The organism is Micrococcus sp. APC 4021 (assembly GCF_030407635.1).
GTDB lineage: Bacteria > Actinomycetota > Actinomycetes > Actinomycetales > Micrococcaceae > Micrococcus > Micrococcus luteus.
In genome coordinates, this window is the sequence record NZ_JASDCZ010000037.1 from 1 (window position 1) to 18767 (window position 18767).

The window sequence follows — 18767 nt, forward strand, 5'->3', positions numbered from 1 at the left end:
CACCGAACTCAACCTCGGCCTCAGCGCCTGACCCCCATGAAGGATCAGACCGCTACACCATCACGAGGGGCTTGACCAGCTGCACTCCGGGGTGGGGGCGTTCCTTCCTTACGGTTACCCGCATTCCGGGGGCCACCCGGGCAGGTCCAGTAGTCCGGTCAGTTCCGCGACCCATGCCCCATCGCGGATCCCTTCGGTGTCGGTGTCGTAGGCAGGAGTCCACGCCTTCGCCTCATCAATACGTTCCAACAGGTCAGGAGTGTTCGCGGGGAGGGTGAACCCGACTGAGTAGGCCAGACGCTGCCGCTCCAGCCAGCCCGCGAAGTCCTTGGGGCCGCCGGCCCCGTCGGTGCGAATCAGGACCTTTTTCGATCCCCGCCCGCCCCGGCCCAGCAGGGCCGGTGGGAGCTGCGCAAGGGCCAGACGGGTGACGGCGATGTGATCGCTGGCGGTGTTCGAGCCCGCGTTGCCGGGGCGAAGGTGGATCGCGAGCGGTTCCCCGGTTCCTTCGCTGCCGTGGTCCAGGAACGCGTACAGAGGGTGGTAGCCGAAGCCGCGTTTGAACGTCGGGGCGGCTTGCTCCTTCTCACTGTGGACGTTGATCAGGGTGGCGTCGAGGTCGATGACCAGCGGGGTCTTCGCGCTCGTCCCCTCGGCCGGGGAATGCTCGCCGGCCAGGGCCCAGGCCTGCTCGCGCGCGGTCCTGCGAGCCCTGGCGATCGCGGTCATCACGGCGGGCGCGTCCTCAGCGAGGGTGGTGAGCGTGCGGGAGATCGTTGGGGCCGAGGCGACGTCACCGAACAGGCCCGGCTCGCACCGCAGCAGGTCGGTGTCACGGGCGACCTCCCCGCCCACCGCGAGAGTCATCGCGAGGTCCAGCAGGACCTTGGAGGCGTGATGCTCGGCCAGCGGTTTCGTCCATGAACCCAACGCTTCACGCAGCGAAGAGGCGAGGCCGGTGGCGTGGATCGTGTCGGTCAGCAGCACCGCGCCCGCATGCGAGGCCGCCGGGACCTCAGCGACGTCCACACGCGGGCGGGGGTAGAAGAACACGGTAGGGTGGGACACCTGAAAGGTGCTCCTTCCGGCCAGGGATTACGAGACTCGACACCCCGTATCATCCCAGGCCAGGAGCACCTTTCTCTATGACGCCCACCCGTCGAGACCACACCCCAGTGAAATCTCGAGGTCAGCGGGTGCTCGTGGCAGGGCCTGAACTGTGGTCCGTACACTCCTACTCATGGATGCGCTTGATATTGGACGGATCGTGGCCGGACTGGTGCTGCTGGTCTTGGGTGGGGAATTTTTGGTGCGTGGGGCGTCAGCACTGGCTGGACGTTTCGGGATTTCGTCATTGGTGATCGGTCTCACCGTAGTGTCAGCGGCGACGTCGGCACCCGAGTTCGCAGTGAGCGTCGGTGCTGTACTGCGTGATGAACCGGGGCTTGCCGTGGGCAATGCGGTTGGCAGCAACATCATTAATGTCCTGCTCATCCTGGGACTGTCCGCGCTGGTCGTTCCCCTCGCTGTAAAGCGGAGGCTGATCCGCTTTGACCTGCCCCTGATGGTCGTCTTGTCAGTTCTACTGCTCCTTGTGTCCCTGGATGGGAGGATCAGTGCGGTGGACGGGCTGATACTATTTTTCGGTGTGGTGGTCCACACCATAATGTCCGTGGTGATTAGTCGGCGGGACGCCAAGACCGCGGTGAATGCCCGGGAAGGGACAGGAGATTCGGCAACCGTCGATCCAGCCGACGAGGAAGGGGCTGCGCTAGGCGCCTCGGTCAGCAGGTCGCTCTTCTTTGTGCTGCTGGGGGTCGCGTTGCTGGTCGCCGGTGCCACGCTGCTCGTGGAAGGAGCAGTGAACATAGCCACCACGTTGGGCGTAAGCAGCCTCGTGGTCGGACTGACCGTTGTGGCTGTCGGGACATCGCTGCCCGAGCTGGCGACGTCCATCATTGCCGTGCGTCGCGGTGAACGCGACCTAGCGGTGGGCAACGTGGTCGGCAGCAATATCTTCAACATAGGGGTAGTGCTAGGACTAACCGCGCTCATCTCTCTTGAGGGCATTCCCGTATCCGGCGCCGCAGTGGCCTTCGATATCCCAGTAATGCTGGCGGCCGCAGTGGCACTACTGCCGATCGCGTTCACGGGCTTCGCGGTGGCGCGTTGGGAGGGCGGCTTGTTCGTGGTTTTGTACGCCGCCTACACCGGATACCTTGTGCTGGCTGCCACAGCGCACGATGCACTGGAGGGATTCACCGTAGCCATGGCGTGGTTCGTGCTGCCGTTAATCGCACTGACGCTCATTTCCTTTACAGCCTACGAAATCGGGCTCCGCAAGGGACGCCGAGACCTGGACCAGACCACGACTTCGACGTAGACCGTCGAGTGCATTCGGCTGCTGGCTTCATTCAGGTCGTCGGCTGAATGTAAATCGGCAAGAGATGACTGTCGGTTGGTGGTGTCATAGCGTCGTAGCAACACTCCCGGTCGGTGGGGGCTCGAGGCGAGGAGGCCTGGGATGGTGCGGCGGCGACTCACGTTCACGGAGCGGATGGAGATCTCGACGGGATCGAAGGCCGGGTGGGGAGTCCGGAAGATCGCGTCTCACCTGGGTAGATGCCCTTCGGTGGTCTCCAGAGAGCTTCGACCGAACTCGACGAAGACGCGCGGCTATCAAGCCGTGACCGCGGACGTGAAAGCGCAACGCCAGCGCTCTCGCCCACAGGTCCGGAAAGTGGCAAAGGACCCGGTACTCGAGGCCCGCGTCAACGCCGACCTCGCAGCGTCATGGATGCCGAACGAGATCGCGGGTCGCTTGCGTCTGGAGGCCGCAGACCCGACCGTTGAACGCATGGCGAACTCTCCCGACGCTCAGGGCCGCACCGTCAGCGGAGAAGCGATCTACCAGTACATCTACGCGATCCCCCGCGGAGAACTCGCCAAGCGTGGGATCTTCTTGCAGTCCAAACGGACCAAGCGCCGGCCCCGCACGCACGGCCGCTCCCGAGGCGGGCCGATCGTGGGGATGGTCCCGATCGCGGAGCGTGGCGAGGACGCGGCGAAGCGGCGGGTACCCGGGCACTGGGAGGGCGACCTGATCATCGGGAAGAACGGGTCCTCGTGCGCGGCGACGCTGGTGGAGCGGATGAGCGGGTTCACCGGCCCGCTCGCCCTGCCCTCGAAACACGCCGAGGGCCCCCGCGGACGCGGTGATCGAGTACTTCACCGAGCTGCCCCGGATGATGCAGACCTCGCTGGTAAGGGACCAGGGCAGCGAGATGGCGCACCACGCAAAGGTCTCCCCTGGGCTGACCCCGTTTCGTAGGTCCAGTCGTTATGAGAGTCGTCCTGTTGCCCGCGGTCGCGGGCAGGGAGACTGGTCAGATCATGACGAACAGCAGGAAGCGTCACACCCCCGAGCAGGTCGTCCGTAAGCTCGGGCAGGCCGACAGGATGCTCGCCGATGGTCAGGACGTCGCGGCGGTGTGCCGGGAGCTCGGGGTGTCCGAGCAGACGTACTACCGGTGGCGGAACCAGTACGGCGGCCTCAAGGCCGACGACGCAAAGCGCCTGAAGGAGCTGGAGAAGCAGAACGCGACCCTGAAGCGTCTGCTCGCGGAAGCGGAGCTGGAGAAGGCCGCGCTCAAGGAGCTGGCTGAGGGAAACTTCTAAGCCCGGACAGGCGCCGCGCCGCCGTCGATCACCTCAAGCGCAAGTTGCGGGTGAGCGAACGGATGGCGTGCCGTCTGGTCGGGCTGAGCCGCTCCGCGTACCGGCGACCGCTCAAGGGCGACACGGTCGCGGACCCGGATCGGGCGCTCAGGGAGTGGCTGCGCGCCTGGGCGAAGGACCATCCCCGCTACGGGTATCGGCGGGCGTATCACGACGCCCGCGCCGAGGGGTGGGTGGTGAACCACAAGAAGATCCAACGCCTGTGGCGTGACGAAGGGCTCCGGGTCCCGCAGCGGCGTCGACGCAAGCGCGTCGGGTCCTCGACCGTCGACGCGCCGACGGCGGACGCGCCGAACGTGGTGTGGGCGGTGGACTTCCAGTTCGACGCCGACGAGCACGGACGACCGATCAAGATCTGCTCGATCGTCGACGAACACACCCGGGAGTGCATCGGCGGGCTCGTGGAGCGCTCGATTACCGCCGACCGACTCACCGCCCACCTCGAGGACCTCGTCGCCGCCCGGGGCGCCCCGGCGGTGCTCAGGTCGGACAACGGGCCGGAGTTCATCAGCGAGGCGATGGCCGACTGGGCCGGCACCCGCACCGGCCTGTCCTACATCCCTCCGGGCTCGCCGTGGCGCAACGGGTACGTCGAGTCGTTCAACAGCCGGATCCGCGACGAGTGCCTCAACATCAACAGCTTTTACTCGCTGCTGCACGCACAGGTCATCATCGGCGACTGGAAGGACGAGTACAACCACCACCGCCGGCACTCCTCGCTCGGCTACCTAACCCCAGCCGAGTACGCTCGGCAGTGCACCCATCAAATGGAAACCGACGACTCACAGAACGTCCGGACCGAATGAAGGGGGCGGCTCAGAACCTGATGGCCGAGGCCGCCCGGCAGACCACCGGCTACAGGTTCGCCTCCACCGAAGACCGGGAAGCGATCGTCGGCCTCGTGGTCGACGCCGCCGAGTCCGTGTCGCTGCGGCTGACCCCGCCCGAGCTCGCTTCGAGCCCCGCGGCGTTCCGCCGCCCGGATGGCACATCAGTGTTCCGGCCGAAGCACTCGGCCGTGTTCTCCTCCGAGGTTCTGCTGGCGGCCGAAGACCGCCTCCTCGAGCGCGCCCGCACCACTACCGGCCCGACCGTGCCGTTGGCGACGGTAGAGCGGATCACGGCCCGGCCCGACCGGGAGGGCCGCACCCTCGGCCCGGACCAGGCGGACGCGTTGGCGAGGATCGCGCTGTCAGGCCGGATGATCGACGTGCTCGTAGGGCCGGCCGGGGCTGGGAAGACGACGGCGATGAACGCGCTGCGCCGAGCGTGGGAGCACGAGCACGGCCGAGGCTCTGTCGTCGGCCTCGCTCCGTCCGCGGTCGCGGCGCACGTCCTCGCCGACGACCTCGGGATTGCCGCCGAGAACACGGCGAAGTGGCTGGACACCCACGACCGCACCGGGGCCACGTTCCGCCGGGGGCAGCTCGTCGTCGTCGATGAGGCGTCGATGGCCGGCACCCTCGCCCTCGACCGCATCACCGCCCTCGCCACCGCGGCCGGGGCGAAGACGTTGGTCGTCGGGGACTACGCTCAGCTCCAGTTGCCGACCGCGGCCGGCGCCTACGCGATGCTCGTCCACGACCGGGATGACGCCCCCGAGCTCACCGCCGTGCACCGCCTCGCCCACGCCTGGGAGAAGACTGCCTCCCTCGGCCTGCGCCACGGCGACACCAGCGTCATCAACGCCTACGCGGACCACGGCCGCATCGCCGAAGGCGACAGCGAGGCGATGGTCGAAGTCGCCTACCGGGCGTGGCGCGCCGACACGCTGGCCGGGCGGGCGGCGGTGCTCGTGGCCGACTCCAACGAAGCCGTGCTCGCCCTCAACCGGCGAGCCCGCGCCGAGCTGATCCTTGACGGCATCGTGAACGCCCTCCGCGAAGTCGAACTGCACGACGGCACCCGCGCCGCCGCCGGGGACACCGTCATCACCCGACACAACGACCGGCGCCTGCGCTCCGGGCGTGGCTGGGTCAGCAACAGCAACAGGTGGACGGTCACCGACGTCCGCGACGACGACTCCCTCGCCCTCCGCCGTGCTGGCCGGAAGCGAGGTGGCTCCGTCGTGATCCCGGCCGACTACGCGGCCGAGCATCTGGAGCTCGGCTACGCCGTCACGTCGCATTTTCGGAGAAGTATGAACGGTCTGGACGCCTGGGGGTCAAGAGGTCGTGGGTTCAAATCCCGCTAGCCCGACCACGTCGACGAAGCCGGAGTTCAGCAGTTCGGGGCTCCGGCTTCGTCGTACCCGGCGCGGAGCAGCCTGGTCCGCCACTCTCCGTCGGTCGGGCGGGGCGGTTCAGGCCGCGAACAGCACGTGCGTGTCCGGCACGACGGCCCGGCCGCCGAGGGCCGTGAGCTCCAGCAGGCAGGCCGCGCCCACCACCTCCGCACTCCGCGCCTCGATGAGCCGCCGGCCGGCGGCGAGGGTGCCGCCCGTGGCGAGGACGTCGTCGAGCAGGAGCACCCGTGACCCGGCCCGCAGGTCCTCGGAGACCTCGATGCTCGCGGTCCCGTACTCCAGCGTGTAGTCCGCACGGGCCGCGGGAGCCGGGAGGCGCCCGGCCTTGCGCAGCGGCACGAGGCCGGTGCCGGTCAGGACGGCGGCCGCCCCGGCGAGCAGGAACCCGCGGGCCTCGAGGCCGGCCACGAGGTCGAAGCGTCCCTCGAACGGCGCCACCAGGGCCTCAACACACGCCCTCAGGGCGCGGGCGTCGGCGAGCAGGGGCGTGATGTCCTGGAAGGCCACGCCCGGGCTGGGATGGTCGGGGACCACACGGATGAGCGAGCGGGCACGGGCGATCTCGGAGGTGACGGACACGGCCTCCACTCTAGGACGGACGCCGCCCGGGCCGCGGATGTGATCGGCGTCATCGGGCGGGGAGTTTGCTCTGGCTCCCTCAGGGGAGGACAGTAGATCGGTGGAAAATCCCCAGAATCCTCTCGCGGGCCGCGTGCCCGACGTCGAGCCGTCCGCCCGCGTGGCGGCGTCGACGGCCACCCGTCCCGACGACGCCACCCCCGACTGGCGCGGCCGCCCGTTCCTCGGCCAGCCCGGCCCGCTGGCGAACCTGTTCTCCGTGGAGCTGTGGGAGCGCTTCTCCTTCTACGGCATGCAGGCGATGCTCGTGTACTACATGTCCTGGACCGCCGCGGAGGGCGGCCTCGGGATCGACCCGGCCGTGGCCACGGGCATCGTCGGCGCCTACGGCGGCATGGTGTACGTGTTCTGCATCCTCGGCGGCTGGGTCGCCGACCGCCTGCTCGGTTCCGAGCGCACCATGTTCGTCAGCGCCGTCGGGATCATGTTGGGCCACATCGCGCTGGCCCTCGTCCCGGGCGTCCCGGGCCTGACCCTGGGCCTCGTGCTCGTCGCCGTCGGTTCGGGCGGCCTCAAGGCCAACGCCACGAACCTCGTCGGCTCCCTGTACTCCCGCGAGGACCCCAAGCGCGATGCCGGCTTCTCCATCTTCTACATGGGCGTGAACATCGGCGCCCTCTTCGGCCCGCTGCTCACCGGCCTGGCACGCGACACGATGGGCTTCCACGTGGGCTTCGGCCTCGCCGCCGCCGGCATGGCCATCGGCCTGGCGCAGTACGCCCTGACCCGCAAGAACCTGCCCACGGACGTGCACCGGGTCCCGGATCCGCTGCCGCGGTCGCAGTACGGCCGCTGGGGCCTGATCGGCCTGGGGATGGTCGCCGTCGTCGTGGCCCTGTTCCTCACGGACGTCATCACCCTGGGCAACCTCTCCGACGCCGTCGTCGTGCTCGCCGCCGTCGCGGCCATCGCGATCTTCGCGGTCCTGCTGACCTCGACGAAGGTCTCGGAGGAGGAGCGCTCGCGCGTGAAGGCGTTCATCCCGCTGTTCATCGGCACGTCCGTGTTCTTCGCCCTCTTCCAGCAGCAGTTCACCGTGATCGCGCTGTACTCCGAGCACCGCCTCGACCGGAACCTGTTCGGCTGGCTCATGCCCATGGAGTGGGTCAACTCCATCAACCCGATCTTCATCATCGTGTTCGCCCCGGTGTTCGCCGCGCTGTGGACCAAGCTGGGCACCCGCCAGCCCGCCACCCCGGTGAAGTTCGGCATCGGCATCGTCCTGATCGGCATCGCCTTCCTGCTGTTCATCCCGGTGGCCGACGTCGCCGCCGTGCCGCTGCTGTGGCTGACGCTGATCCTCTTCGTCTGCACCATGGGCGAGCTGCTCGTCTCCCCGGTGGGCCTCTCCCTGGCCACCAAGGTCGCCCCGCGCAGCTTCCCGGTGATGATGGTGTCGCTGTACAACCTGTCCGTCGCCCTGGGCACGGCCCTGGCCGGCTCCCTGGCCGGCTCCTACTCGGAGCAGAACGAGGTGGGCTACTTCGGCACGATCGGTGCGGTCACCCTCGGCGTGGGCCTGATCGTGCTGGCCATCGCCAAGCCGGTGCGTCGCGGCATGCGCGGCGTGCTCTGAGCACGCCAGTGGCGCGAATCACGCGCCGCTCGGTAGTCTGCGAGACGACGTCATCCCTCCCGACCACACAAAGGACGCGCACTCCATGAGCTCCATCCCCGAAGGCCTGAAGTACTCCGCCGAGCACGAGTGGATCGCCGAGGCCGGTGCCGCCGGCACGGTCCGCGTGGGCATCACCGACTTCGCCCAGGATGCGCTGGGTGACGTCGTGTACGTGGACCTGCCGGAGGTCGGCACCGAGGTCACCGCGGGCACCGCGGTGGGCGAGGTCGAGTCCACGAAGTCCGTCTCGGACATCTACGCCCCGGTCTCCGGCACCGTGGCCGCCGTCAACGACGAGCTCGACGGCGAGCCCGGCCTGGTCAACTCCGCCCCCTACGAGGGCGGCTGGCTGTTCGAGATCACCCTCGCGGACGAGGCCCAGCTCGAGGGCCTCATGGACGCCGAGGGCTACGCCTCGCACACCAGCTGAGCCCCGTCCGCCGTCGCCCCGCCGCCGGCCGGCGGGGCGACGGCGTCCCCTTCGTCTCTCCCTCCGGCGCCGCGGCGCCGGCCCCCGCACAGGAGCACCCCATGAACCAGCCCGGACGTGAACCGGACCTGTCCACCTCCGCCATCAACCTCACCGAGCTGGCGCCGCTGGTCTCGGCGGACCTCACCCGTGAGGAGTCGGACGCGATCCGCGCCCTCCCGGCCGGTTCCGCGCTGCTGCTCGCCCACGAGGGCCCGGACCAGTCGGCCCGCTTCCTGCTGGACGAGGACGTGGTCTCCGTGGGGCGCCACCCGGACGCGGACATCTTCCTCGACGACGTCACCGTCTCCCGTCGTCACGCGGAGTTCCGGGCCGAGGACGGCGGCCACCGGCTCGTGGACCTGAACTCCCTCAACGGCACCTTCGTGAACCACGACCGCGTGGACGAGATCCTGCTGCGCTCCGGGATGCACGTGCAGATCGGCAAGTACCGGCTCACGTACTACGCCGGGCCGGCGCGGGGCTGAGCCGTCATCCCCGTGACCGATCCGCGCCCGCGACCCGACGCCGTCCCCGCCGCCCGCCCTGCGGGCCGGCTGGGCATCGGCGAGGTCGTGGCCGCCCTCGAAGCCGAATTCCCCGGCGTCACCGCGTCCAAGGTGCGCTTCCTGGAGGACCGCGGCCTCGTCCTGCCCGAGCGGACTCCCGCCGGCTACCGGCGCTTCCGGCCCGGGGACGTGGACCGGCTCCGGTTCGTCCTCGCCCTGCAGCGCGACCACTTCCTGCCGCTCAAGGTCATCGCCGACCACCTGGCCGCGCTGGACCGCGGCGAACGCCCCACCGGCCTGCCCGGAACCGCGGCGGTCCCGGCGTCCTCGGACGCGGAGCGGCTCGGCCGCGAGGTCGCCGGGGGTCGCCGGTCGTGGACCCGCGCCGAGCTCGCCGCCGAATCCGGTGCGGGCGAGGAGCTGCTGGCCGAGCTGGATCAGTACTCGCTCCTGCCCGTCGATCCCGACGGCGGCTACCCGAGCCACGCGATGGACGTGGCCCGGGCCGCCGTCGTGCTCGCGGGCCACGGCCTGGAGCCCCGGCACCTCCGCCCGCTGCGGGCCGCGGCCGACCGCGAACTGGGCCTGGTGGAGCGCGCCGTCGCCCCGCTGCAGGCCCGCCGCGACGCCGGCACCCGCCCCCGCGTGGCCCGCTCGGCACGGGAGATCGCGCAGGCCAGCCTGCGGCTGCATGCGGCCCTCGTGGCCGAGGGGCTGGAGCAGTGGGATGACTGAGCCGCGCCCCGTGCCCGCCGACGACGTCGGCGACGTGCCGCTCTCCGTGCTCGGCGTGCGCGTCGAGCTGCCCGAGCAGCACCACGTGATCCTGCTGGTGGATCCGCCCGGCCGCACGATGGTCCCCCTGTGGGTGGGTGCGCCCGAGGCCGCCGCCGCCGCGCTCGCGCTCGAGGGCGTCCGCGCGCCCCGGCCCCTCACCCATGAGCTGCTCCTGGCCGCCGTCGGCGCCCTGGGCGCCGAGGTCGTGCGGGTGCGGCTCACCGAGGTCCGGGACGAGGTCGTGCACGCCGAGCTCGTGCTCTCCACGGGCGCCCGGGTCGACGCCCGCGCGTCGGACGCCGTCGTGGTCGCCCTGCGCGCCGACGCCCCCGTGCTCGGCAGCCCCGCCGTGCTCGCGGACGCCGGCATGCCGGCGCGGACGGGGGAGGAGGACGCCGGCCAGGAGCGCGCCGTCGAGGACTTCCGCGACTTCCTGGACACGGTGCGCCCCGAGGACTTCGCCTGAGCGGAGCCGGCGCGACACGGCGCGGCCGCGCCGCCAGCTTCGTTGACCGCCCCCGGACCCGCGCGTACCTTCGAGGGGAAGAGGGCCCCGCCACCCGGGGCGCCTCCGTCGTCCTCCCCACGGTCACCGGGGAGCGCCGCCACGGTCACCGGCGGCACATGACGGTCGCGTCCCCTTCCCGCACCGGGGGCCCCGCACCAGGAGGTTCCCCGTGACACCCACTGCAGGTCCTGGCCGGCCCCCCGCGCTCGGCACCCAGGGCACGCTCTTCGACGAGGGCGCGACCCGGGGCGACGACGTCGGCTTCCGCGGTCCCACCGCGTGCAAGGCCGCCGGCATCACCTATCGCCAGCTCGACTACTGGGCCCGCACGGACCTCGTGGTCCCCACGGTCCGCAGCGCCTCCGGCTCCGGCTCCCAGCGGCTCTACTCGTTCCGCGACATCCTCGTCCTCAAGGTGGTCAAGCGCCTCCTGGACACCGGCGTCTCGCTCCAGCAGATCCGCACCGCCGTGGGCCACCTGCGCGAGCGGGGTGTCGAGGACCTGGCGCAGATCACCCTGATGAGCGACGGCGCCTCGGTGTACGAGTGCACCTCGGCGGACGAGGTCGTGGACCTCGTCCAGGGCGGCCAGGGCGTCTTCGGGATCGCCGTCGGCCGCGTGTGGCGCGAGGTCGAGGGCAGCCTCGCCGAGCTGCCCCGCGAGAGCGTGGTCGACGGCCCCGAGCCGGGGGACGAGCTGGCCGGGCGGCGTCGGGCCCGCCGCTCCGCCTGACCCTCCACCCCGGGGCGCCCCGGAGGGCCGAGTCAGTCATCTTTCGTCTCGCAGCGGTGAGTGTGCGCGACACGAGGCGGAACTCCGGCGCGGTGTGACACACTCCCAACCATGACCGCACCTGTCGAGAACTTCACCCCTCCAGAGGACGCGGCCGGGTCGACCGGAGCCGGCGCCGTCTTCTCCAAGGTCTTGGTGGCCAACCGCGGCGAGATCGCCGTCCGCGCCTTCCGCGCCTGCTACGAGCTGGGCGCCCGCACCGTCGCCGTCTTCCCCTACGAGGACCGCAATTCGATCCACCGCCAGAAGGCGGACGAGGCCTACCGCATCGGCGACGAGGGCCACCCCGTGCGCGCCTACCTCGACGTGGACGAGATCATCCGCGTGGCCAAGGACGCCGGGGCCGACGCGATCTACCCGGGCTACGGCTTCCTGTCGGAGAACGCCGGCCTGGCCCGCGCCGCGGCCGAGAACGGGATCACCTTCGTCGGCCCGCCCGCCGACGTCCTCGAGCTGACCGGCAACAAGGTCGAGGCCCTGCGCGCGGCCAAGCGCGCGGGCATCCCCACCCTGGCCTCCTCGGACCCGAGCGCCGACGTCGAGTGGCTCCTGGAGCAGGCCGAGGAGATCGGCTTCCCCATCTTCGTCAAGGCCGTCGCCGGCGGCGGCGGCCGCGGCATGCGCCGCGTCGAGCGCCGCGAGGACCTGCGCGGCTCCCTCGAGGCCGCGATGCGCGAGGCGGACACCGCCTTCGGCGACCCCACCGTGTTCCTCGAGCAGGCCGTCCTGCGGCCGCGGCACATCGAGGTGCAGATCCTCGCCGACGGCGAGGGCAACGTCGTGCACCTCTTCGAGCGGGACTGCTCGCTCCAGCGCCGCCACCAGAAGGTCATCGAGATGGCCCCGGCCCCGAACCTGGACGAGGAGATCCGGCAGGCCCTGCACCGGGACGCCGTCGCCTTCGCCAAGGAGATGGGGTACGTCAACGCGGGCACCGTCGAGTTCCTCGTGGACACGGCGGGCGAGCGTGCGGGCCAGCACGTGTTCATCGAGATGAACCCCCGCATCCAGGTGGAGCACACCGTGACCGAGGAGGTCACGGACGTCGACCTGGTGGGCGCGCAGCTGCGCATCGCCGCCGGCGCCACCCTGCCCGAGCTGGGCATCACCCAGGACGCCCTCCAGGTCCGCGGCTTCGCCATCCAGTGCCGCATCACCACCGAGGACCCGGCCAACGGCTTCCGCCCGGACACCGGCACCATCACCGCCTACCGCTCGGCCGGCGGCTCCGGTGTGCGCCTCGACGGCGGCACCATCTACGCCGGTGCGGAGATCAGCCCCCACTTCGACTCCATGCTGGTCAAGCTCACCTGCCGCGGACGCGACTACGCCACGGCGGTGCGCCGCGTGCGCCGCGCCCTGGCAGAGTTCCGCGTGCGCGGCGTGGCCACCAACATCCCGTTCCTGATGAACGTGATGGACGACCCGCAGTTCCTCAGCGGCGACGTCGCCACGGACTTCATCGACAAGCACCCCGAGCTGGCCACGGTGAACCGCTCCCAGGACCGCGGATCCAAGGCCCTGCAGTATCTCGTGGACGTCACCGTCAACCAGCCGCACGGCCCGCGCGTCGAGGGCATCGACCCTCGCGACCGCCTCCCCGAGCACCCGGGCGACAAGCACCAGGAGCCGGACCGCTCGCCCTTCGACGGCCCGAGCCGGAACGAGGACGCGGTGCCCCCGCGCGGCTGGCGTCAGGTGCTGCTGGAGCAGGGCCCCGAGGGCTTCGCCCGCACCCTGCGCGAGCAGACCGCGCTGGCCGTCACGGACACCACGTTCCGCGACGCCCACCAGTCCCTGCTGGCCACCCGCGTCCGCACGCGCGACCTGCTGGCCGCCGCCCCCGCCGTCGCGCACACCCTGCCGGGGCTGCTCTCGGTGGAGGCCTGGGGCGGGGCGACGTACGACGTCGCGCTGCGCTTCCTCCACGAGGACCCGTGGCAGCGCCTCGAGCTGCTGCGCGCGGAGCTGCCGAACATCCCGATCCAGATGCTGCTGCGCGGCCGCAACACGGTGGGCTACACGCCGTACCCCACCGAGGTGACGGACGCGTTCGTGGCCGAGGCCGCGGCGTCCGGCGTCGACGTGTTCCGCATCTTCGATGCGCTCAACGACGTCGAGCAGATCACCCCGGCCATCGAGGCGGTGCGTGCCACGGGCACCGCCGTGGCCGAGGCGGCCCTGTGCTACACGGGCAACATGACGGATCCCCAGGAGACGCTCTACACGCTCGACTACTACCTGGGCCTCGCCCGCCGGATGGTCGACGCCGGCGCCCACGTCCTGGCGATCAAGGACATGGCGGGCCTGCTGCGGCCCGCCGCGGCGCGCGAGCTGGTCACCGCCCTGCGCGCCGAGTTCGACCTGCCCGTGCACCTGCACACGCACGACACCGCCGGCGGTCAGCTGGCCACCCTGCTCGCAGCGGCGGAGGCCGGCGTGGACGCCGTCGACGCGGCCACCGCGTCCATGGCGGGCACCACCAGCCAGGTGCCGCTGTCCGCCCTGGTGGCGGCGCTCGAGCACACGGAGCGGGACACCGGTCTCGGCCTCGAGGCCGCCACCGCGATGGAGCCCTACTGGGAGTCCGTCCGCTCGGCGTACGCGCCCTTCGAGGCGGGGCTGCCCGCCCCGACCGGCCGCGTGTACCACCACGAGATCCCGGGCGGCCAGCTGTCCAACCTGCGCACGCAGGCGATCGCGCTCGGCCTGGGGGAGCGGTTCGAGGCCATCGAGTCGATGTACGCCGCGGCCGACGACCTGCTCGGCCACCTCGTCAAGGTCACCCCGTCCTCCAAGGTGGTGGGCGATCTGGCGCTGCAGCTGGTCGGCTCCGGCGTGGACCCGAAGGAGTTCGCGGAGCGTCCGCAGGAGTTCGACATCCCGGACTCCGTGATCGGCTTCCTGCGCGGCGAGCTCGGCGACCCGCCCGGCGGCTGGCCGGAGCCCTTCCGGACCAAGGCCCTCCAGGGTCGCCGCGAGGGCGCGGGCATGGTGGAGATCTCCGCGGAGGACTCGAGCGCCCTCGGCGAGGCCGGACAGACCCGCCGCGGGGTGCTGAACCGCCTGCTCTTCCCCGGCCCCACGAAGGAGTTCGAGGCGCACCGCGAGGAGTTCGGGGACACCGTCACCCTGCACACCCGCGACTTCCTCTACGGCCTCGTCCCCGGGCGCGAGCACGTCATCTCGCTCGGACGCGGTGTGCGGCTGCTCGCCACCCTCATGTCCGTCTCCGAGCCGGACGAGAAGGGCATGCGCACCGTGATGGTCACCCTGAACGGCCAGCTGCGCCAGATGACCGTCCGCGACCGCTCGATCGAGTCCACCGTGCGGACCGCGGAGAAGGCGGACCCCGGCACCCCCGGACACGTCGCCGCCCCGTTCGCGGGCTCGGTCACCGTCCAGGTGGCCGAGGGCGACGCCGTCGAGGTCGGCCAGGCGGTGGCCACGATCGAGGCGATGAAGATGGAGGCCGCGATCACGGCCCAGGCCGCGGGCACCGTGCGCCGCGTGGTCACGGAGGGCGTCACGCCCGTCAACGGCGGAGACCTGCTGCTCGTGATCGAGTGAGCCCCGCGTGAGCCCGCCGCCGGCGGGCCGCCCCACGGGCCCGGACGCCATCGCGTCCGGGCCCGCGCCTATCCTGGAGGGCATGGACACCCCTGCTGAACACCACGACCTGCTCATCATCGGCTCCGGATCGGGGAACTCCCTGATCAGCGAACACTGGAAGGGCCGGAGCGTCGTGATCGCCGACTCCGGCACGTTCGGCGGCACCTGCCTGAACGTCGGCTGCATCCCCACCAAGATGTACGCCTACCCGGCCGGCCTGGCCGCACTGCCCCCCGAGGCCCGGAGCCTCGGGGTGGGGCTGGAGTTCACGGGCGCCGACTTCCCGGCCATCCGGGACCGCATCTTCACGCGCATCGACGGCATCAGCCGCGACGGGCTCCGCTACCGCCGGGACGATCTGGACTACACGAGCGTGATCCAGGAGGAGGTCCGCTTCGTCGGCCCCCGCCGCGTGCGCACCGCCTCGGGCCGGGAGATCACGGCGGACCAGGTGGTGGTCGCCGCGGGGTCGCGGCCCACCCTCCCGGCAATCCCGGGCCTGGACCTGCCGTCGGTGCACACCTCGGACACCGTGATGCGGATGGATCGGCTGCCGCGGCGGCTGCTCGTGGTGGGCGGGGGGTTCATCGCCTGCGAGTTCGCCTCCGTCTTCGCCGGGCTGGGGACCGAGGTCGTCCAGGTCAACCGCGGCCACCGGCTGCTCAAGCAGCACGACATGTCCGTGTCCACGACGTTCACGAAGATCGCGGCCCGGCGGTGGGACCTGCGCACGGGGTGGACCCCGGCCGGGATCGAACCGGTCGAGGACGCCGAGCGGGCCGCGGACGGCTGGGTCCGGGCGCACCTGGATCGCGCGGAGGGCCAGGAGCAGACCGGCATCGTGGAGGAGGCCATCGAGGCGGACGCGGTGCTGATCGCGGTCGGCCGGACGCCCAACACGGACCGCCTCGACCCCGCCGCCGCGGGACTGGACGTCACCGACGGCGGCGTCCTGGCCAGCGACGAGCATCAGCGCGCACTCTCCGACGGTGCTCCGGTGGAGGGGGTCTACGTGCTCGGGGATGTCGCCAACACGTGGCAGCTCAAGCACGTGGCCAACCACGAGGCCCGCGTCGTCGCGCACAACCTGGAGCATCCGGACGACCTTCGCGCCAACACGCTCGGCCCCGTGCCGGCGGCCGTGTTCACCCATCCGCAGGCGGCCTCCGTCGGGCTCACGGTGGAGCAGGCGCTCGCCGACTACGGCGCGGACGCGATCACGGTGAAGACCCAGTCCTTCGGGGACGTCGCCTACGGCTGGGCCATGGAGGACACCGAGGGCGTGTGCACCGTCGTCGCGGAGAAGGCCACGGGACGGATCCTGGGCGGGCACATCCTGGGGCACGAGGCCGCGAACCTCATCCAGCCGCTCGTGACCGGCATGGCGTTTGGCATCGACGCCCACCGGCTCGCGCGGGGCCAGTACTGGCCCCACCCGGCCCTCACCGAGGTCGTCGAGAACGCGCTGCTGGGCCTGGACGTGCCGGACTCCGGTCTGCTCTGACCGGACCCGCGGGGACGACGACGCCCGGCCGCGGGGGCCGGGCGCCGTCGTCGAAGGGGGCGTTCAGTTCTGCGGGGCGGGCTCCCCGTAGATGTCCGCGATCTGCGCGACGAAGTCCTTCATGATCGCCGACCGGCGCATTTTCAGGGACGGGGTCACATGGCCCTCCTCCAGGGAGAAGTCGCGGTCGAGGATGCGGAACTCCCGGATCCCCTCGGCGCGCGAGACCAGGCTGTTGGCCTTGTCCACGGCCTCCTGGATGTGGCGGCGCACCGCGTCCTCGCGTGCGGCCGCAGCGACGTCGAGGTCCTTCGGCAGCCCGTTCGCGGCGAGCCACGCGGGCAGGGTGTCGGTGTCGAGGGTGACGATCGCCGCGATGAAGGGCTTGCCGTCGCCGACCACCATCACCTGGGAGACGAGCGCGTCGCTGCGGATCGCGTCCTCAAGCATCGCCGGTGCCACGTTCTTGCCGCCGGCCGTCACCAGCAGCTCCTTCTTGCGGCCGGTGATCGTGAGGAAGCCGTCGTCGTCCAGGGCCCCGAGGTCGCCGGTGCGGAACCAGCCGTCCTCGAAGGCCTCCTCGTTCGCCTCCGGCCGGTTGTGGTAGCCGCGCATCAGCGAGGTGCCGCGCGTGAGGATCTCGCCGTCCTCGGCGATCCGCACCTGGTTGCCGCCGAGGGGGTGTCCGACCGTGCCGATCTTCAGCCGGTCCGGCCGGCCCACGGTGATGGGGGCCGTCGTCTCGGTGAGGCCGTAGCCCTCGAGGATGGTCACGCCCACGCCGCGGAAGAAGTGCGCCAGGTCGGTGGAGAGGGGGCCGCCGCCGGAGACCGCGTACGCGAGCCGGCCGCCCATGGCCGTCCGGATCCGGCGGTAGATCAGCGCGGAGTAGAACGCGCGCTGCAGCCGCAGGGGCGCCGTCATCTGGCCCGAGTCCAGCGCCCGGGACCAGCGGATCGCCACGTCCGCGCCACGGCGGAAGATCTTCTCCTTGCCGCCGCTCTGCGCGTTGAGCAGCGCCGCGTTGTAGATCTTCTCGAACACGCGCGGCACGGCCAGCACGAAGCTCGGCTGGAAGGTCTGCAGCGAGACCGAGAGCCGCTTGATGTCCGAGACGTGCCCGCAGCGTGCGCCCGCGGCGACGGTGAGCACCGAGACGAAGCGCGCGAACACGTGCGCCAGGGGGATGAACAGCACGGTGGAGGTGTCCTGGCGGACGACGTCGCCGAGCGAGGAGGACAGGGTCTGGTTGACGAGCTCCGCGAAGTTCTCGTGCGTGAGCTCGCAGCCCTTGGGCCGGCCCGTGGTGCCGGAGGTGTAGATGATGGTCGCCAGGTCGGCCAGGCCGGCGGAGGACCGGCGCGTCTCGAGCTCCTCATCGGTGACGTCCGTGCCCAGGGCGACGAGCGCCTCGAGACCGGAGCCGGGGGCGCCGTCGGCCGGGTCCATCGTCCACAGGCCGATCAGCTCCGGCAGGCCCTCGCGCTGCACCGCGTCCCGCACCGTCTTGGCGAGGTTCTCGTTCCCGGTCACGACGGCGCGCACGTGCGAGTCCTCGATGATCCAGGACACCTGGCTGACGGAGGAGGTCTCGTACACGGGCACGGTGACCGCGCCGGCATACCAGATGGCGAAGTCGACCAGTGTCCACTCCAGGCGGGTGGAGGCCAGGAGCCCGACCGTCTCCCCGGGCTGGATCCCGGCGGCGATCAGCCCCTTGGCCAGGGCCCGCACGCGCTCGCGGGCGTCCCGGGCGGAGACGTCCGTCCACTGGTCCTGCGCGTCGGGCACCGCGAAGAGGCCGTGGTCGGGACGCTCCGTGGCCTGGCGTTCCAGGAAGTCCGTGATGTTCGCCTCCGGGGACAGGCGGGGGTGGTACGGCTCGCTGATCTCGTGCATGGGACTCCTCGGGCGTTGGGTCGGTCCCGCCGACCGGTGGTCGGCGGAACGGAAGTATGTGTGAGTCGTGTCACGCACACTCTACAACCGGCAGCGGCAGGGTCCGGGCGCGACTCAGTGCGTCGTCATGGCGGCGACCGCGCTCCGGCCGTGGTCGATCAGCAGCGGCAGGTCGTGGTCGAGCGTGGCGACGTGGCGGCTGCGGGGCAGTCCCACCACCTCCACGGGGGCCTGGCGCAGGCCCCGCACCAGGGTCCGGTGGCTCGAGGCGGGCACGACGGCGTCGCGGGCGGACCGGTAGACCGTCACGGGAGCGGTGATCCGCGGCAGGGCGCGGCGGGCGGCCCGCTGGATGCGGCCGACGGCGGCGACGCCGGCCACCGGCGTGCGGGGGTAGGCGCGCTCGCGTGCCGTCGGGTCCGCGATGTCGTCCGCGATCGGGGCGACCGTGGGGAC

13 protein-coding genes and 3 pseudogenes are annotated in these 18767 nt (G+C 71.2%); 12 read left to right on the forward strand and 4 right to left on the reverse strand.

Features of this window, described 5'->3' with window-relative positions; all coding sequences use genetic code 11:
- Positions 1 to 76: 76 nt before the first annotated feature.
- Positions 77 to 1053, reverse strand: a pseudogene (locus QL983_RS05060) (IS1380 family transposase); the annotation flags it as partial.
- A 187-nt stretch (positions 1054 to 1240) separates the two neighbouring features.
- On the opposite strand from QL983_RS05060, the gene QL983_RS05065 reads away from it, so the two are divergent.
- The 4 genes and pseudogenes from QL983_RS05065 to QL983_RS05080 form a co-directional block, all read left to right on the forward strand.
- Positions 1241 to 2383: a calcium/sodium antiporter gene (locus tag QL983_RS05065; protein WP_043282823.1), complete on the forward strand. Its 1143-nt coding sequence runs from the start codon at positions 1241 to 1243 to the stop codon at positions 2381 to 2383.
- Between the two features lie 174 nt (positions 2384 to 2557).
- On the forward strand, positions 2558 to 3331 hold the full coding sequence (locus tag QL983_RS05070) for an IS30 family transposase (RefSeq protein WP_230278250.1): 774 nt from the start codon (positions 2558 to 2560) through the stop codon (positions 3329 to 3331).
- 62 nt (positions 3332 to 3393) lie between these two features.
- Positions 3394 to 4544, forward strand: a protein-coding gene (locus QL983_RS05075) for an IS3 family transposase (protein ID WP_098471310.1) whose coding sequence is annotated in 2 segments (ribosomal slippage) — positions 3394 to 3664 and positions 3664 to 4544 — 1152 coding nt in all. Because the reading frame shifts where the segments join, the coding sequence is not laid out codon by codon here.
- Positions 4545 to 4558: 14 nt separating this feature from the next.
- Positions 4559 to 5866, forward strand: a pseudogene (locus tag QL983_RS05080) (AAA family ATPase); the annotation flags it as partial.
- Positions 5867 to 6040: 174 nt separating this feature from the next.
- Here the strand turns inward: QL983_RS05080 and QL983_RS05085 are convergent.
- Entirely contained in the window at positions 6041 to 6562 is a 522-nt protein-coding gene (locus tag QL983_RS05085; RefSeq protein WP_063189749.1) for an adenine phosphoribosyltransferase, read from the reverse strand.
- A 100-nt stretch (positions 6563 to 6662) separates the two neighbouring features.
- On the opposite strand from QL983_RS05085, the gene QL983_RS05090 reads away from it, so the two are divergent.
- The 8 genes from QL983_RS05090 (at position 6663) to QL983_RS05125 (ending at position 16412) form a co-directional block, all read left to right on the forward strand.
- On the forward strand, positions 6663 to 8198 hold the full coding sequence (locus QL983_RS05090; protein WP_082836651.1) for a peptide MFS transporter: 1536 nt from the start codon (positions 6663 to 6665) through the stop codon (positions 8196 to 8198).
- A gap of 85 nt (positions 8199 to 8283) precedes the next feature.
- Positions 8284 to 8670 (forward strand): glycine cleavage system protein GcvH, encoded by a 387-nt coding sequence (gcvH, locus tag QL983_RS05095; RefSeq protein WP_002854607.1) that lies wholly within the window; start codon positions 8284 to 8286, stop codon positions 8668 to 8670.
- A gap of 101 nt (positions 8671 to 8771) precedes the next feature.
- Complete coding sequence (locus QL983_RS05100; RefSeq protein WP_002854606.1) at positions 8772 to 9197, forward strand: FHA domain-containing protein; 426 nt, start codon at positions 8772 to 8774, stop codon at positions 9195 to 9197.
- A gap of 12 nt (positions 9198 to 9209) precedes the next feature.
- Positions 9210 to 9953: a MerR family transcriptional regulator gene (locus QL983_RS05105; protein WP_063189747.1), complete on the forward strand. Its 744-nt coding sequence runs from the start codon at positions 9210 to 9212 to the stop codon at positions 9951 to 9953.
- On the forward strand, positions 9946 to 10461 hold the full coding sequence (locus QL983_RS05110) for a bifunctional nuclease family protein (RefSeq protein ID WP_063189745.1): 516 nt from the start codon (positions 9946 to 9948) through the stop codon (positions 10459 to 10461). Before QL983_RS05105 ends, QL983_RS05110 begins: the two co-directional genes overlap by 8 nt.
- Positions 10462 to 10672: 211 nt before the next feature.
- The gene (locus tag QL983_RS05115) at positions 10673 to 11236 is read left to right on the forward strand and encodes a MerR family transcriptional regulator (RefSeq protein ID WP_166437742.1); all 564 of its coding nucleotides are present in this window, start codon (positions 10673 to 10675) and stop codon (positions 11234 to 11236) included.
- A 111-nt stretch (positions 11237 to 11347) separates the two neighbouring features.
- Complete coding sequence (locus tag QL983_RS05120; RefSeq protein ID WP_290151569.1) at positions 11348 to 14866, forward strand: pyruvate carboxylase; 3519 nt, start codon at positions 11348 to 11350, stop codon at positions 14864 to 14866.
- An 82-nt stretch (positions 14867 to 14948) separates the two neighbouring features.
- Positions 14949 to 16412: a mycothione reductase gene (locus QL983_RS05125; protein WP_101966009.1), complete on the forward strand. Its 1464-nt coding sequence runs from the start codon at positions 14949 to 14951 to the stop codon at positions 16410 to 16412.
- Positions 16413 to 16475: 63 nt separating this feature from the next.
- On the opposite strand, the gene QL983_RS05130 is transcribed toward QL983_RS05125, so the two are convergent.
- Together QL983_RS05130 and QL983_RS05135 are read right to left on the reverse strand one after the other, a co-directional pair.
- Positions 16476 to 18311, reverse strand: a complete 1836-nt coding sequence (locus tag QL983_RS05130) for an AMP-dependent synthetase/ligase (RefSeq protein ID WP_129866927.1) — start codon at positions 18309 to 18311, stop codon at positions 16476 to 16478.
- A 114-nt stretch (positions 18312 to 18425) separates the two neighbouring features.
- A pseudogene (locus QL983_RS05135) lies at positions 18426 to 18767 on the reverse strand (esterase); the annotation flags it as partial.

Bases quoted from the DNA above. Each gene is read 5' to 3' on its own strand.
- QL983_RS05070 (WP_230278250.1), top strand. From the start codon at position 2,558: ATGGAGATCTCGACGGGATCGAAGGCCGGGTGGGGAGTCCGGAAGATC.
- QL983_RS05065 (WP_043282823.1), top strand. From the start codon at position 1,241: ATGGATGCGCTTGATATTGGACGGATCGTGGCCGGACTGGTGCTGCTG.
- QL983_RS05120 (WP_290151569.1), top strand. From the start codon at position 11,348: ATGACCGCACCTGTCGAGAACTTCACCCCTCCAGAGGACGCGGCCGGG.
- QL983_RS05110 (WP_063189745.1), top strand. From the start codon at position 9,946: ATGACTGAGCCGCGCCCCGTGCCCGCCGACGACGTCGGCGACGTGCCG.
- QL983_RS05125 (WP_101966009.1), top strand. From the start codon at position 14,949: ATGGACACCCCTGCTGAACACCACGACCTGCTCATCATCGGCTCCGGA.
- QL983_RS05130 (WP_129866927.1), bottom strand. From the start codon at position 18,311: ATGCACGAGATCAGCGAGCCGTACCACCCCCGCCTGTCCCCGGAGGCG.
- QL983_RS05100 (WP_002854606.1), top strand. From the start codon at position 8,772: ATGAACCAGCCCGGACGTGAACCGGACCTGTCCACCTCCGCCATCAAC.
- gcvH (WP_002854607.1), top strand. From the start codon at position 8,284: ATGAGCTCCATCCCCGAAGGCCTGAAGTACTCCGCCGAGCACGAGTGG.